At 66.0% G+C, this 14,439-nt stretch carries 13 protein-coding genes and 1 pseudogene; 1 reads left to right on the plus strand and 13 read right to left on the minus strand.

Features of this window, described 5'->3' with window-relative positions; all coding sequences use genetic code 11:
• Positions 1 to 10: 10 nt before the first annotated feature.
• From hydA to psrA, 9 genes are all read right to left on the minus strand, one after another.
• Positions 11 to 1,417 carry a dihydropyrimidinase gene (hydA, locus tag Q2M23_RS07045; RefSeq protein ID WP_316395070.1) on the minus strand — a complete coding sequence of 469 codons (1,407 nt, stop codon included), beginning with the start codon at positions 1,415 to 1,417 and terminating at the stop codon, positions 11 to 13.
• The gene (locus Q2M23_RS07050; RefSeq protein WP_316395072.1) at positions 1,417 to 2,181 is read right to left on the minus strand and encodes an aspartate/glutamate racemase family protein; all 765 of its coding nucleotides are present in this window, start codon (positions 2,179 to 2,181) and stop codon (positions 1,417 to 1,419) included. The genes hydA and Q2M23_RS07050 overlap by 1 nt, the downstream gene beginning before the upstream one ends.
• Positions 2,178 to 2,984, minus strand: a complete 807-nt coding sequence (locus Q2M23_RS07055; protein ID WP_316395074.1) for a GntR family transcriptional regulator — start codon at positions 2,982 to 2,984, stop codon at positions 2,178 to 2,180. The genes Q2M23_RS07050 and Q2M23_RS07055 overlap by 4 nt, the downstream gene beginning before the upstream one ends.
• 15 nt (positions 2,985 to 2,999) lie before the next feature.
• Positions 3,000 to 3,776, minus strand: coding sequence for an aspartate/glutamate racemase family protein (locus Q2M23_RS07060; protein ID WP_076834556.1), 777 nt, complete (start codon positions 3,774 to 3,776; stop codon positions 3,000 to 3,002).
• A 52-nt stretch (positions 3,777 to 3,828) separates the two neighbouring features.
• Positions 3,829 to 5,133, minus strand: a complete 1,305-nt coding sequence (locus tag Q2M23_RS07065; RefSeq protein WP_057020831.1) for an MFS transporter — start codon at positions 5,131 to 5,133, stop codon at positions 3,829 to 3,831.
• A 441-nt stretch (positions 5,134 to 5,574) separates the two neighbouring features.
• A complete protein-coding gene (locus Q2M23_RS07070; RefSeq protein WP_141342698.1) occupies positions 5,575 to 6,891 on the minus strand; it encodes an MFS transporter in 1,317 nt (438 codons plus the stop codon).
• Between the two features lie 86 nt (positions 6,892 to 6,977).
• Positions 6,978 to 8,426: a phosphonoacetaldehyde dehydrogenase gene (gene phnY / locus Q2M23_RS07075; RefSeq protein ID WP_316395077.1), complete on the minus strand. Its 1,449-nt coding sequence runs from the start codon at positions 8,424 to 8,426 to the stop codon at positions 6,978 to 6,980.
• Positions 8,427 to 8,452: 26 nt separating this feature from the next.
• A complete protein-coding gene (gene phnA / locus Q2M23_RS07080; protein ID WP_371852169.1) occupies positions 8,453 to 9,700 on the minus strand; it encodes a phosphonoacetate hydrolase in 1,248 nt (415 codons plus the stop codon).
• Between the two features lie 25 nt (positions 9,701 to 9,725).
• Entirely contained in the window at positions 9,726 to 10,856 is a 1,131-nt protein-coding gene (gene psrA / locus Q2M23_RS07085; RefSeq protein ID WP_316395079.1) for an iron-containing alcohol dehydrogenase PsrA, read from the minus strand.
• 80 nt (positions 10,857 to 10,936) lie between these two features.
• Here psrA and Q2M23_RS07090 point away from each other — a divergent pair, with 80 nt between their 5' ends.
• Positions 10,937 to 11,845, plus strand: coding sequence for a LysR substrate-binding domain-containing protein (locus Q2M23_RS07090; protein ID WP_057020835.1), 909 nt, complete (start codon positions 10,937 to 10,939; stop codon positions 11,843 to 11,845).
• On the opposite strand, the gene Q2M23_RS07095 is transcribed toward Q2M23_RS07090, so the two are convergent.
• The 4 genes and pseudogenes from Q2M23_RS07095 to Q2M23_RS07110 all read right to left on the minus strand — a co-directional run bounded on the left by Q2M23_RS07095 (position 11,814) and on the right by Q2M23_RS07110 (position 14,416).
• Positions 11,814 to 12,980 (minus strand): MFS transporter, encoded by a 1,167-nt coding sequence (locus Q2M23_RS07095; protein WP_316395081.1) that lies wholly within the window; start codon positions 12,978 to 12,980, stop codon positions 11,814 to 11,816. The two genes, Q2M23_RS07090 and Q2M23_RS07095, sit on opposite strands and share 32 nt — an antisense overlap.
• Positions 12,977 to 13,399 carry an arsenate reductase (glutaredoxin) gene (gene arsC, locus Q2M23_RS07100; protein ID WP_316395082.1) on the minus strand — a complete coding sequence of 141 codons (423 nt, stop codon included), beginning with the start codon at positions 13,397 to 13,399 and terminating at the stop codon, positions 12,977 to 12,979. The genes Q2M23_RS07095 and arsC overlap by 4 nt, the downstream gene beginning before the upstream one ends.
• Positions 13,396 to 14,057 (minus strand): annotated as a pseudogene (locus tag Q2M23_RS07105) (aquaporin). Before Q2M23_RS07105 ends, arsC begins: the two are co-directional and overlap by 4 nt.
• On the minus strand, positions 14,057 to 14,416 hold the full coding sequence (locus Q2M23_RS07110; protein ID WP_057020839.1) for an ArsR/SmtB family transcription factor: 360 nt from the start codon (positions 14,414 to 14,416) through the stop codon (positions 14,057 to 14,059). Before Q2M23_RS07110 ends, Q2M23_RS07105 begins: the two are co-directional and overlap by 1 nt.
• Between the last annotated feature and the right edge of the window lie 23 nt (positions 14,417 to 14,439).

Here is a 14,439-nt window from a genome sequence, read left to right on the forward strand (position 1 = left end):
TTTGGTCGCGTTACGGAATGGCCTTCGGCGGCTTGGCGCGGGGCAGATAGGTGCCGTGGTCCTTGCCGCCAATGAGCGTACCGTTATCGACGACGACCTTGCCGCGCACCATGGTCAGCACCGGCCAGCCCGTGACCTCGAGCCCCTCATAGGGCGTGTAGTCCGCGCCGTCGTGGATCAACTCGTGACGGATCGTCACCTTGCGCTTCGGGTCCCACAGCGCGATGTCGGCATCCGAGCCGACCGCGATCGTACCCTTGCGCGGATAGAGGCCGTAGATCTTGGCATGGTTGGTGGCGCTGAAGGCGACGAAGCTGTTGAGGTCGATCCGCCCCTTCACCACGCCTTCGGAGAACAGGATCGGCAGCCGCGTCGCCACGCCCGGGATTCCGTTTGGCACCCAGCGGAAGCTGGTACGTCCCTTCGGCGCAAGCTTGCCCTGCGGGTCGTCGTAACGGAACGGACAATGGTCCGACGAAAACACCGAAAACACCTTCTGCTGCAGACCTTCCCAGCAGGCCTGCTGGCTGGCGACGTCGCGCGGCGGGGGCGAGCAGACGTATTTTGCGCCTTCCATGTTGAGCTGATCGAGATCCTTTTCGGTCAGCATGAGGTATTGCGGACAGGTCTCGCCCATGACCCGCAAGCCCCTTTGCTGCGCGCGCCGGATTTCGTCCATCGCCTCGCGGTTCGAGACATGCACGATCATGATCGGCACGTCGACGAGCTCGGACAGCGAGATCGCGCGATGGGTGGCCTCGCGCTCGACCGGGATCGGCCGCGAAGTCGCATGGAAGCGCGGCGCGGTGTTACCGGTCCGTTCGAGCCGGTCGGTCAGGAAGCGGATGGCGTCGAAATTCTCCGCATGCACCATCAGCATGGCGCCGGTCTCGCGCGCGACCGACATGGTCTCGAGCAACTCCCGGTCCGACAGCGCGAGGCCTTCATAGGTCATGAAGACCTTGAGCGAGGTGTAGCCGTCCTCGACCAGGGCCGGCAGCTCCTGGCCCAGCACATGCTCGGTCGGATCGGTGAGGATGAGATGGAAGGCGACGTCGACATGGCACTCGCCTTCGGCCAGCGAATGGTAATGCTTCAGCGCCTCGCGCAGGGTCTGGCCCTTCTCCTGCAGACAGAACGGCAGCACGGTGGTGTTGCCGCCGAAGGCCGCCGATCGCGTGCCGCTGGCAAAACCGTCGGCCATTACGATGCCGTCGCCGGACGGCTGGGCGAAGTGGACATGGCTGTCGATGCCGCCGGGCAGCACCAGGCGGTCGGTGGCGTCGATGATCGTGACTGCATCGCCGAGATCATGGCCGAGCGCCGTGATCTTGCCGCCGCGGATACCGACGTCGCAGGCGAAGGTGTCGGCCGCGGTCACCACGGTGCCGCCGCGGATAATGGTGTCGAAGGACATCAGTTTGTTCCCTCCTTCGGTGAGCGGTGTTCGATGATTGCGGCGAGTGGCTCGGCCAGCCCGCGCGTCGGCTTCGGATCGGGACGGCGGAAGGTGCCGGCCACCGCCTTGCGCGGCTTGAGCACGGCGAGCGTCTCCGCCTGCCGCACCGCCGCCGCGACCGGATCGACCACCGGCACCGGAATGCGGTCGCGGATTTTTGCCGCGAGTCCAGCAAGCGGTGCGCCCGACAGAATGACGACGTCGGCGTTGTCCTGATCGACCGCACGGTTGGCGAGCGCGACCAGCAGCTCCTCCTTCTCGGCCTGCACCTCCGAGATCGACTGGAAATGACCGTCAAGCGTGCGAATGCCGGCGCAGCGCGAGCTCAGCCCGTGCATGGCGACGCATTCCTCGTACCAGGGCGCCAGCGCGCCGGCGAAGGTGACGATACCAAACCGGCGGCCGAGCATGCAGGCCGTGAGCATCGCAGCTTCGGCCAATCCCACGACGGGGAAGGCGAACAGCTCACGCGCGCCGAACAGGCCGGGATCGCCGAACGCCGCGATGACAGCGGCATCGACGCCGGGGCCGGCTTCGGCCAGCATCTCCAGCGCGATCGCACCACCGATCTGGGCCTCGGCGCGGGTGGCGATATAAGGCACGCCGCGCGCGGCGGTGAGCGGCACGAGCTCGGTGCCGGCCGACGCCGCCTTGCTGCCGGCGGCATGGAGCAGATCCGTCACATCAGCCGTCGTGTTGGGATTGAGCAGCAGGATCTTCATGGCGCAACGTCCCTCGTCTTGCGGCCGCGTGGCCTTGCCGGTGCCTCCGGTGCCGCGGCGTCGTCCGCCTTGTCGTTCATTGCCTTGGCATCCAGCGTCTCGGCGACGATCTCGCCGGTGCGGCGCACGTGGTGGGCCAGTATCTGCCCGGCCCGGGCCGCATCACGCGCCTTCAGCGCCGACAAAATCTCCTGATGCTCTTGCACCGATTCATCCCAGCGGCCGAGCACCGACAGCGCGAAGAAGCGCGCCCGCTCGGCCCGCGCCAGCAGCGCCTCGTGCGTCGCCTTCAACACGGCATTGCGGGCGAAGCCGACGATCGCCGAATGGATCTGCTGATTAACTTGAAAATAATCGCGCAGCTCGCCGCGGCCGTGATGCCATTCGATCTTGTCCTGCAGCGCCGCGAGCCGTTCGAAGTCGTCCGGCTCCATGCGCAGCGCGGCGAGCTCGGCGGCGCAGCGTTCGATGCCGCTGACGGCCTCGAACAGTTCGGCGAGCTCGGCGCGGCGGAACGGCGCCACCACGGCGCTGTGGTTGAGCCGCAGCTCGACCAGGCCCTCGCTCGCCAATTGCTTCAGCGCCTCGCGCAGCGGCGTGCGCGAGACGCCGAGCGCGTCGGAGAGGTCCGCCTCCCCCAGCGATTGCCCCGGCGCCAGCTCGCCGCGCACGATCATGGTGCGCAGCCGCGTCGCCGCCTGCTCGTGCAGCCCAACCCGCGGCACGCGCAGACGGCGCCGTTGCAGCGCGGTCATCGCGCGCTTGGGTTCCTTGTTACGTCTGGTCGCCTTGGGTTCAGTCACCGCTTGCCTTCACTGTCATGATTGGAGATCGCGCCCTCCCACGTGGATCGCGGCGGCCGCGCGCAGATCGGGGTTCGAGAACAGGCTGCCCCAGCCCTGCACGCGCGACGGATCGCAGCCGGCCGCGGCAAGGCATGCCCACAGTGTCACCGCAATCGAATCCAGCACCGGGACGCCAAATCCGCGCTCCAGCCGCTCGGCCGCGCCGGCGCCGCGCATGTTGGTACAGAGCACGACGGCGGCATCGCAGCCCTCGCGCACCACCTCCTCGATCAGCCGCGCGACCTCGGCCTCGCTGACCTCGGCAAAGGAGAAATTGTCCTGCAGCGACAGATGCCGCTCGGCAAAACAGTGCAGCCCCTGCGAATTCCAGTTGGCGACGATCCGCTCCTGCACGTCCTTGCGATACGGCGTCACCAGCCCGATGCGGCTGGCGCCGATCCGCCGCAACACGTCGCGATAGGCCAGCACCGTGGTACAGGCCTTGATACCCGTTGCCGCCGTGATCTCTTCGCACAGGCTCTCGTCGCGGTCGAAACCGAGCCAGCTTGCCGAGGTGCCATTCCAGGCGATGACGTCGACCTTGGCATGCGCCAGCAGCTCGGCCGCGCGAAGAATCTCGCTGGCGTCGAACTGGCGCAGCGCCTGCTCCGACAGCGCGATCTCGGTCACCTTGAAGCGCGAGAAATGCGCCGAGACGTCGTCGACGCCCGATAGCATCGCGCAGGTGATCGGCTCAAGCGCGGTATTCGACGACGGCGTCAGCATGCCGAGCCGGACGGGACGTGTCATTGGTGAGCCTCATCAAGCGGCCGAATCCTTGGCGGATTCGGCCGCATCCGTTTTAGACCGGGAGCTTGCGGCTGTAATCGATCAGGGTCGAGCAGATCAACAGCGCAATGCCCGCGGCGGCGAAATACATCAGGGCCAGGAAATAGGAGCCGGTGGCCTGCACGATGAAGCCGACGATCAGCGGCGTCGTGATGCCGGCGATGTTGCCGCCGAGATTCATGCAGCCGCCGAGGAAGCCGGACTTGCCGCGGCCCGCCAGCGCCGACGGAATCGCCCAGTACATGCCGCACCAGCGCAGGAAGAACAGCGTCGTCGACAGCAGCACCACGACCGCAACCGCGTTGGTGACGTAGGCGACGAGGAAGATCGACACCGTCGCCATGATCGCCGCGATGCCGAACAGCGTGCGGAACACGGTGTTAGGCGACCCTCCCCGCTCCCGCCAGTTATCGCCGATCCAGCCGCCGACCAGTTCGCCGACGAAGCCTGCGAAGAAGATGATGAAGGACGCGCCGCCCAGCGCCTTGATGTCGAAGCCGTGCACCTTGAACAGGTAGGTCGGCATCCAGGTCAGCAGCCCGTAGAACGTGGTGTTGAAGAACATCCAGCCGAGGCACATGCACCACACCGAGCGAAACCGGAAATACGCCATCCAGCTTGCGCCCGAAGACGGCGGCGTCGCCGCATCCTCGATCGCGTGCGCCTCCTCGAGATAGCGCGCCTCGGCTTCATTGACCGACGGATGCTCGCGCGGCACGTTGCGGATGTAGTACCAGGCCCACAGCCCGCACAGCATGGTGCCGACGCCGGCGATGACGAAGGCGACGCGCCAGGAGCTGAACGCCGCCATCAACCAGGCGATCACGATCGAGCCGAGCGCCGCACCAAGCGGTGCGCCGCCGTCCAGCAAGGTGGCGCCGCGGCCGCGCTCGGTCTGCGTCATCCAGATCGCGTTGAGCTTGCCGCCGGCCGGATAGATCGGCGCTTCCGACGCGCCGAGCCCGAGCCGGGTCAGCAGCAGCAGCATCCAGCTGGTCGACAGCGCCGCCAGCGCCTGGAAGAAGCCCCAGAACAGCGTCGCGAGCGCGATCACGATGCGCGGCTTGAAGCGATCGGCGAGCATGCCGCCCGGCACCTGCATCAGCGCATAGGTCCAGAAGAACGAGCTCAGGATCAGGCCCTGCATCGCCGGATCGATATCGAACTCCTTGGCGATGACCGGCATCGCGACCGAGAGCGAGGCGCGATCGATATAGTTGATCGAGATCAGGAACAGCATCAGCAGGAAAATCTTCCAGCGCACGCCTGAAGGCTTTGCCGCATCTGCCATTGCGATGGTGGACACCTGATCGCTCATTGCTCGCTCCTCCCGACAGATTGTTTTGCCCAGCCGCGCCCCTCGTCCTTGACGGTCGCTGGCCTCTCCTGCCCTGCGCGAAGTCTGCTTCAAGGCGGCCAAACCGACAAGCACATTTTGTATTCTGCATGCAATTCAATATATTTCATTGATATAAATCGATATTTTATCAATCTTGCGCTTCAATTGAGCAGCCGATGATCAGGAATTGGGCGTCAGGTCAGCCGCGCGAGGCAGGCGATTGCAGGGAATTGGCCCGGCGTCGCCGCTGCAACAATCGCCCGCCTCGGTGCTCTGCTCACTGCAAAAAGGAGCGTAGCCCGCATGAGCGAAGCGACATGCGGGGACAAAACCAGCCCCGGATATCGCTTCGCTCATTCGGGCTACGTAGGCACGGACAGCGGCGCCCCCGGGGCCGTTGCCCGGGACGCAGTGAGTGAGCTAGCGACGGATGAAGGCCGCCACCACCGCGCTGGAGGTCGCGCAGACAGCGACCACCAGGAACACCAGCGACGTCTGGTTATGCTTGTCCATGAAGTGGCCGATCATCGGCTCGCCGAGACCTGCGAACAGATAGGCGAAGAAATTCATCACCCCGGTCGCGGTCCCTGCCCGCTTGTGGCCGACCAGATCCGGGCACAGCGCCCAGAACGAGGATTGCGGGCCGTAGGTGAAGAAGCCGCACAGGAACAGCACCGTCATCCCGAGAACGATGTCCGAAGTCGGGATCGCGTACATGCACAGCGAGGTGACCGCGGCGAGCGCCATGTAGAGCACGATGGCGAGGTAACGGCGCGAGCCGAACACCTTGTCGGAGACCCAGCCATTGCTGAACGCGCCGACCGCCATGCCGACCGGCAGCGCGATGCTGATCCAGCGCGGATCGATCACCGAGGCGGCGCCGGCCTTGGCCCAGTTGCTGCCGAGGAAGTGCACGGGCACCCACACCAAGAGGCCGTAACGCGCCGCGTTCTGGAAGCCGATCGCGACGCCGGCGACCAAAAGACGCCAGTTCGACAGCACCGCCTTGTAGCGCGCCAGCGAGCCCTCATCGGCGCTGACCGCAGTTTCCGCAGAGGCGACATCGTCGGCCTCGTCATGCGGCGAGGCAAAGCCCATGTCCTCGGGCTTCTCGCGCGCGATCAGATAGAACGCGATGCCGCCGAGCAGCAGCAGCACCACCGGGATGCGGAAGATCCAGCGCCAGTCGAGCTGGAAGTAGCCGACCACGACCAGCGAGGTGACGAACGACAGCACCGAGGCAAGCCCCGCCGCGAATGTATAGAGCCCGTAGACCGTGCCGCGCTCGTGGCGGCCCCACCAGTTCGACAGCAGCCGGCTGCCCGGCGCCCAGCCCATCGACTGGAAATAGCCGTTGATGCCCCAGAACGCGGTGAGGCTGACGATCCCGGTCGAGAGGCTGGTGGCCCAGTTCATGATGAAGGAGAGGATCGCGCCGGCGCTCATCACGCGCCGGCCGCCGAACTTGTCGCCGAGATTGCCGTTGATCGCCTGCCCGACCGCGTAGCACCAGAGCAGCGCCGCGCTGGCCCAGCCCAGCGCCTCCTTGGTGACGCCGAACTCGGCCTGGATGCCGGGAATGGCGAAGCCGAAGGTTTGCCGCCCGGTGTAGAAGAACAGATAGCAGAACATCGCCGCGAACAGCATCCGCCACTGCGCGCGGCGGAACGATGTCGCAAGCTCCGGATTCTGGACTCCGACCGAGCCGACGCCCGACGGACTGAACGTGATCGACATTGAGGCCTCCCCTTTGTTTGGTTGATCGCAGTCGGCCGCCGCGTTGTTCTTGTTGTCCGCGTGCGGCCCTCGTCGAACGCGCTGCTCTAGACCGGCCAGGGCAGCGAATAGGTCTTGACGTTGGTGAAGCTCTTGATCGCCTCCTGCACGCCTTCCTTGTAGCCAAGGCCGGAATCCTTGATCCCGCCGAACGGCGACATCTCGATCCGGTAGCCCGGCACTTCCCAGATGTTGACGGTGCCGACGTCGAGCTCATTGACGAACCGCGTGATGTAGTCGAGCCGGTTGGTGCAGACGCCGGATGACAGGCCGAACGCGGTCGCGTTCGAGATCCGGATCACGCTGTCGATGTCGTTGGGCACGCGGATGATCGGGATCACAGGCCCGAACGTCTCCTGCATCACCAGCTCGCTGGTGTAGGGAATCCGGTCGACCACGGTTGGCGGATAGAGCGCGCCGTCGCGAGCGTTGCCGTGCAGCAGCTCGGCGCCGTCGGCGACGGCGGCATTGACGCGGCGCTCGAATTCCTTCGCCGCGCCCTCATGGATCACGGTGCCGACGTCGACCGTCGGGTCCATCGGGTCGCCGCATTTCAGCTTGCGCGCCTTCGTCAGCACCAACGCGGCGAAATCGTCGGCGACCGCCTCGACGCAGAGGATACGTTTCACGGCCGTGCAGCGCTGGCCGGAATTCTTGGTGGCGCCGGTCACCGCGAGCTCGGCCGCCTTGTCGAGGTCGGCGTCCTCCATCACGATCAGCGGATCGTTGCCGCCGAGCTCGAGCACCAGGCGCTTGTAGCCCGCTTTATTGGCGATGTGCTTGCCGACCCTGACCGAGCCGGTGAAGGTCACGAGATCGGCGTCCGGATCGGTGATCATCGCATCGCCCATCGAATGCGGATTGCCGGTCACCACCGACAGCATTTCCGGCGGCAGCCCGGCCTCGTACAGCACGTCGGCGAGCGCGAGCGCGGTCAACGGCGTAAGCTCGGTGGGTTTCAGCACCACGCGGTTGTTGGTCGCGATTGCGGGGGCGATCTTGTGGCTCACCATGTTGAGCGGATGGTTGAACGGCGTGATCGCCGAGATCGCGCCGAGCAGCGGGGTGCGCGTCGTGAAGATCTTGCGCGCCTTGCCCTGCGGGCTGATGTCGCAGGAGAACGTCTCGCCGTCGTCCTTGATCGCGAGCTGGCCGGCAAACGAATAGACGTCATAGGCGCGCCCGGCCTCGTAGAGCGAATCCTTCCAGCACAGGCCGGACTCGGCGGTGATGAGCCGCGCGAATTCCTCCTTGCGCCCGGCCAGGATCTCGGCGGTGCGCAGCAGGATGCGCTGGCGCTCGTAGCGCGTCAGCTTCGGCTTGAACGCGGCCGCCCTGGCGAAGGCGCTGCGCACATGCTCCGGCCGCGCCGCCGGCACGGTGCCAACCACCTTGTTGGTATAGGGATTGAAGACCTCGACATGCTCGTCGGTGTCGACGAGGCTGCCTGCGATCCGCATCTGCTCGTGGCGAACGGCCGGGCTCTGGATGTTCATGGCACTGTCCTTGGGGTCCGAATGCGTCACTGGATGCGGTTGAGCGCGACGTCGAAGGCGTCGAAATTGCGCAGGGCGTGACCGGCGGGCAGCGCGATCCTGCGGTTGGCGATCAGCGGCACCCGCTCCTCGGTGAGCCCGCCATGCGAGCGCAGCGGCTCGGTCAGGCCCGAGAGATCGTGACGGGACTCGCTGGTGCCGAGCACCTTGTGCCTGGTCGAGATCACGACGATGTCGCCGATCCGGTCCGGCGGCAGCTCGAACCTGGCGCAGGCCTCCTTGCGCGTCAGCGCGACCTCGATGCCGCCGGTCGCACGCAGCCGCGACAGCAGCGTGTCGACGTTGGCGCCCTCCGGCGTGTAGATCGTCGCGAACGAGCCGAGCGAGCCGTGATGCGCGACATAGGGATCGGTGATCGGCAGGATCACGCGTGCGGCGCCCGTACCGGTCCAGTCGTCCATGACGTCCTGGAGGTAGATCACGTCGGGCTTGCCGTCGGGCAGGAACTTGTCGTTCATGCCGTGGTCGGCGGTCGCCACGATGTTGCAGCCGAGCGCATCCAGCTTCGCAAGATAGCCGTCGATCATCGCGTAGAAGTCGTTGGCGATCTTGGTGCCGAGCCCGACCTTGTGCTGGATGTAGTCGGTGGTCGACAGGTACATCAGATCGGGACGGTAACGCTCGACCAGCTTGACGCCGGCCGCGAACACGAAGCGCGACAGATCGGCCGAGTAGACCTCGGGCAGCGGCAGGCCGACGAAATCGAGCACATCATCGATGCCGTTCGCCGCCCTGGTGGCCTGGTCGGCCTTCTCGGACGAGAAGGCGATGGCGCGGCCGCTGGAATAGTCCAGACCGTACGCAAGCAAGGTGCGCAGCTTGTCCTTGGCGGTGACGGCGGCTACCTTGTAGCCGGCGTCGTGGACACCGGCGAGGATGGTCGGTGCGCGCAGGAACTTCGGATCGTTCATCATGACTTCGGCGTTGTTCGCCGTGTCGTAGAAGTAGTTGCCGGCGATGCCGTGCACCGCGGGCGGACGTCCGGTGATGATCGAGAGGTTGTTCGGATTGGTGAAGCTCGGGATCACGCTGGCGGCATGGACGTGCGCGCCCTCCTTCATGAAGCGCGCGAAGGTCGGCGCGACGCCGGCCTCGATCGCCCGCTCGATATAGCCGGGCTCCGAACCGTCGAGGCAAATCACGACGGTTGGCCGCGTCGGCGCCTCGTAGTCGCGCCCGTTCACGGTGATGGTTTTACGATTGTCTTGCATGATGCCTCTCCTCGTCACTGCGCCGTCGTCACGCGTTCGCCGCGCTCGGCATCCGCTGCGTCTGCGCTGCCTCGATCAGCCGTTCCTTTGACCCTAAGAAGTTGCGGCCGCGCTCGCCCTCCAGCGAGTCCGCGATCAGCGCGTGCCATTCGGCGCGCTCGATCCTGTAGGCGGCCGGATTGCAGGAGATGCCGAGCCGCGCCATGAAGTCCTCGAGATCGTCGGCCGCGCGGGCCAGGTCGGCGCCGAAGATCTGCCTCAAGCTGTCCTCGCAGAGCCCGCCCGCCCCTTTGACGCTGCGCAGCACCATCGGCAGCGAGAACGAGCAGGCGATGCCGTGCTGGACGCCGTGCCGCAGCGTAATCGGATAGGACAGCGAATGCGCGATCGCGGTCTTGGTGTTGGAGAATGCCAGGCCCGCGAACAGCGCCGCCAGCGCCATGCGGCTGCGCAGCTCGAGATTGCCGAGGTCGTTGGCGAGCTTCGGCAGCACCTCGAGGATGCTGCGTGCCGCGGCCACCGCGTGGTTGGCCGACACCGGATTGTTGTTGACGTTCCAGATGCTCTCCAGCGCATGCGACAGCGCGTCGAGCCCGGTGCTGACGGTCAGAAGCTGCGGCTTGCCGAGCATCAGGCGCGGATCGATCACGGCATGGGTCGGATAGAGCGACGGACGCGCCAGCGAGTATTTCTTGCCGTTGGCCTCGTCCCACACCGTGCCCCAGCAGGTCACCTCGCTGCCGGTGCCCGCGGTGGTCGGCACCGCGATGATCGGGATCGCCGCGAGGCGCTCGGCACCCTGCTGCGTCTCCAGATAGGTTTTGACGGTCGCGAAGTCGCCGCCGGCGGCCGCGAACACCTTGGCGGAGTCGATCACCGAGCCGCCGCCGAGCGCGACGATCACCTCGGGCTGCCTCGCGGGCCCGGCAAAGCGCGCGGTCTGCTCGGTAAGCAGGCGGTAGTCCGGATTGGGCGCGACGTCGCGAATGGTCAGGACAGACGGTCCCGCCGCGGCGCGCAGCCGCCGCTCGAGCTCGTCGAAGATCGGCTCGCCATAGGTCACGAGCGCGTAGGCGCGCTTGCCGATCAGCCCCGGCAGCTTGTCGAAGCTGTCGGCTCCGAATTCGATCCTCACCGGGTTGGAATAAGTCCAGTCCATCCGCGCGTCCTCCGTTTGGCGCGAAGGTACGGCGCCGGCTGCTATTGACAAATTCATTCTACGGATGCGTTCTATTGATTATGTCAATAGTGTTCAGCCAGCTTCGCGCCTTCCACGCGGTCGCCACCCATGGCGGCTTCACCGCGGCCTCGCGCGTGCTCAACGTCGGCCAGCCGACATTGACCATCCAGGTCAAGGAGCTGGAGGAGAGCTACGGCGTCGAGCTTTTGATTCGGAAGCCGCGGCATACCGAGCTCACCGAGGCCGGCGCCGCGCTGTTCGAGATCACCCGCGGCATCATGACGTTCTGCGACGAGGCTCACGACCTCCTGGCCGCGCACGGCAAGGCGACCAAGGGCCATCTGCGGGTCGCGACCGTCGGGCCGTTTCATGCCACCGAGATCATCGCGGCGTTCAAGCGCGATCATCCGGAGGTGCAGATCTCGACCCTGCTCGGCAATTCCGAACGCACCTTCCGCCACATCGTCGACTTCGAGGCCGACGTCGCGATCCTGGCGGAGGTGCCGGAGGATCCGCGCGTCACCATGATCCCCTACCGCACGCACCGCGTGATCGTGTTCGTCAACCGCGACCATCCCTGGTTCAAGCGCAAGTCGGTCAGGCTGCGCGAGCTGGCCGACCAGCCCATCGTGCTGCGCGAGCGCGGCTCGACCACGCGGCGCGCGTTCGAGGCGACGATGCAGGCCGAGGGCATCAGGATCGAACCGGTGTTCGAGATCGAGAGCCGCGAGGGTGTGTGGAAGGCGGTCGAGCGCGGCCTGGGCATTAGCGTCGTCGCCGACTTCGAATTCGTGCCGCATCCCAATCTGCGCGCGCTGGAGATCAGCGACCGCACCATCAAGACCCAGTACAGCATCGCGCATCACAGCGGACGCGGCCATTCCCCAATCATCAAGGCGTTCATCGACACGGTCCGGCGGATGAAGGGGCGTGATGCTACCGCGAGGGGGTCTTCGGCCCGGCCTTGAGTGCGAACAGCGCCAGCAGCGCGGCCAAGCTCAGAGCCGATGTGACCGCAAGCGTGTAGCCACCGAGCGGCGAGATCAGGAATCCGAATATGAGGGGCGCGAGGGCTTGAGACAGTCGCGACGGCGCGCCGAGCAGTCCCAGGCGGTAGCCGTAATCCTTCGGACCGAATATCGCCAGCGGCAGCGTGCCGCGCGCGATGGTCAGGATGCCGTTTCCGGCACCGTGCAACAGCGCGAACACCCCCGCGAAGCCACCGCCGAACAGGCCGATGACGCAGGCGCCCAAGGGATGTGTGATGCAGGCCAGGCGCGCTGACCAGAGCGGATGGAAGCGCTTCAGCAGGCTCGCTTCGACAATGCGTGCCGCCACCTGCGCCGGGCCGATCAGTGCGCCCGCCGCGATCGCCTGCGCCTGCGTCGCACCGAGCGACTCCAGAATTCGCGGCAGATGAACCGCCATCGCCGACGTCACGCTCCAGGCGGCGGCGAAGGCAAAGGCGAGCAACACCATGGCGCGGTCGATGGCAATGTGCGGCTTCGGCGTGTCGGCCGCGATCCGATGCTCCCGTTTCAGCTTGGGGATCAGGAGGCCGTTGAGCGGCAAACAGATCAGGATGTGCGCCGCAGCCCAGCCGAAACAGGTCCAGCGCCAGCCGATGGTTGCGAGCCCCCACGCGCTCAGCGGCCAGCCGATCGTGCTGGCAAAGCCCGCGATCAATGTAATGCCGGTGATGGAGCGACGGGCGGCGTTGCCGTAAATGCGCCCGAGCGCCGCGAAGGCGGCATCATACAGGCCAAGGCCCATGCCGACGCCGAGCAATAGCCAGCTCACCGCCATCAGCACGCCGCCCTGCGACAGCCCGAGCAGGATCAGCCCCGACGCCAGGATGAGGTTGGACGCGCAGAGCACTTCGCGTCCGCCCATCCGGTCGATCTGGCGGCCGACGCGCGGGCCGAGCAGCCCGGAGATCACGAGCGCCATCGAGAACGCGGCGAACAGCCAGTTCGTCGAGATACCGAGGTCCCGCGCGATCGGATCCGCGAGGATGGCGGGCAGATAATAGCTCGACGCCCAGGCAAGGGTTTGCGTGGTCCCGAGCGCAACGATCAGGACGTTGTCTGCACGGCGGCTCATCCGGCGCGCGCACCCGGCGTCCTGGGCGGGACCACTTCTCCGTCCTCCTTGACGAATTGGCCAATGTCAGTGGCGAGAAGTTCAAGCACAGCCTCGGACGGCCGGCACAGTTTCACGCCGTTCGGCGAGACCACGATCGGCCGATTGATCAGGATCGGATGCGCGATCATGAAATCGATCAACTCGTCGTCGCTCCATTTCGGATTGGCAAGGTCGAGCGCTGCATAAGGCGTGCCTTTCTCGCGGAGCAGCGCGCGAGGCGTCATGCCCATGGCCTTGATCAGGGAGACCAGCGTGTCGCGCGCGGGCGGCGTCTTGAGATACTCGACGATCTCCAGCTCCTCCCCGCTTTGGCGGATCATGGCCAGCGCGTTGCGCGACGTCCCGCAAGCGGGATTGTGGTAAATCGTGATCGTCATCGGATTGCTTCCATCTTCGTTTCGCTCTGCCGCAGGAGCCACGTCATCAGCGCCAGCGCGGCCATCGCCCCCAGAATCTCGGCGACGATGAATCCCGGCAGGTCCTGCGCGCGGATACCGGAAAACGTATCGGTGAATGATCGCGCGATGGCAACGGCCGGGTTGGCGAAAGACGTGGAGGCGGGGAACCAGTAGGCGGCGGTGATGTAGAGCCCGACCAGCCATGGGATAGCGGCCTCGCGAAACCGCACGCCACCGATGATCGTTGCAACCAGTCCGAACGCGGCAACGAATTCCGCAAACCACTGCGGGAACCCGGTCCTCGCCTTGGCGGAGAACTTCAGGAGCGGCAGGCCGAACATGGCATGCGCGATCATCGCACCCAGGACTCCCCCGAGCACCTGCGCCGCGACGTACTGCGCGGCGTGCGGCGGGCGGAGCTCGCCCTTGAGCGTGAACACTAGCGTCACCGCCGGATTGAAATGCGCGCCGGATATCGGTCCAAGGATCGTGATCAGCACCACCAGGATGGCACCGGTCGGCAGCGTATTGCCGAGAGGGTTTCTGCCATGATGCCGGAGCCGACGACGGTCGCGACCAGAAGCAACGTGCCGAGACATTCCGCCACAAGGCGCCGTGGCAGATCGAAATCGCGCATCACGCACGCGCCTTCTTCTTGCTGGTGGAAGGCTTGCACTGGGCGGCGGCGAGCGCCGGCGCGCAGATCTCCGGGTGGCCCGCGCAGCAATCCTTCATCAGGAAGGCGATGAGGTCACGCAAACCGGTGAAATCCGCCGAGTAGATGATCGAGCGCGCCTCGCGGCGCGGCACGATCATGCCGGCGTGCTCGAGGTCCTTCAGATGGAACGACACGTTGGATGGCGACACCTCGACCGCCTCCGCAATCGCCCCCGCGGCCATCCCCTCGGGACCCGCCTGGACCAGCAGCCGCACGATCCGCAGCCGCGTTTCCTGCGACAACGCGGCGAAGGCGGTTCGGGCTTGACGCTCCTCCATCTTTCGATAATCCTACAATTCAA

Source organism: Bradyrhizobium sp. 33ap4 (assembly GCF_032654765.1).
Classification (GTDB): Bacteria; Pseudomonadota; Alphaproteobacteria; order Rhizobiales; family Xanthobacteraceae; genus Bradyrhizobium; species Bradyrhizobium australafricanum.

What these genes read in the sequence shown, in the direction of transcription:
- hydA (WP_316395070.1), bottom strand. Translation starts at nt 1,417, where the DNA reads ATGTCCTTCGACACCATTATCCGCGGCGGCACCGTGGTGACCGCGGCC.
- Q2M23_RS07050 (WP_316395072.1), bottom strand. Translation starts at nt 2,181, where the DNA reads ATGAAGATCCTGCTGCTCAATCCCAACACGACGGCTGATGTGACGGAT.
- Q2M23_RS07060 (WP_076834556.1), bottom strand. Translation starts at nt 3,776, where the DNA reads ATGACACGTCCCGTCCGGCTCGGCATGCTGACGCCGTCGTCGAATACC.
- Q2M23_RS07065 (WP_057020831.1), bottom strand. Translation starts at nt 5,133, where the DNA reads ATGAGCGATCAGGTGTCCACCATCGCAATGGCAGATGCGGCAAAGCCT.
- Q2M23_RS07070 (WP_141342698.1), bottom strand. Translation starts at nt 6,891, where the DNA reads ATGTCGATCACGTTCAGTCCGTCGGGCGTCGGCTCGGTCGGAGTCCAG.
- phnY (WP_316395077.1), bottom strand. Translation starts at nt 8,426, where the DNA reads ATGAACATCCAGAGCCCGGCCGTTCGCCACGAGCAGATGCGGATCGCA.
- psrA (WP_316395079.1), bottom strand. Translation starts at nt 10,856, where the DNA reads ATGGACTGGACTTATTCCAACCCGGTGAGGATCGAATTCGGAGCCGAC.
- Q2M23_RS07090 (WP_057020835.1), top strand. Translation starts at nt 10,937, where the DNA reads ATGTCAATAGTGTTCAGCCAGCTTCGCGCCTTCCACGCGGTCGCCACC.
- Q2M23_RS07095 (WP_316395081.1), bottom strand. Translation starts at nt 12,980, where the DNA reads ATGAGCCGCCGTGCAGACAACGTCCTGATCGTTGCGCTCGGGACCACG.
- arsC (WP_316395082.1), bottom strand. Translation starts at nt 13,399, where the DNA reads ATGACGATCACGATTTACCACAATCCCGCTTGCGGGACGTCGCGCAAC.
- Q2M23_RS07110 (WP_057020839.1), bottom strand. Translation starts at nt 14,416, where the DNA reads ATGGAGGAGCGTCAAGCCCGAACCGCCTTCGCCGCGTTGTCGCAGGAA.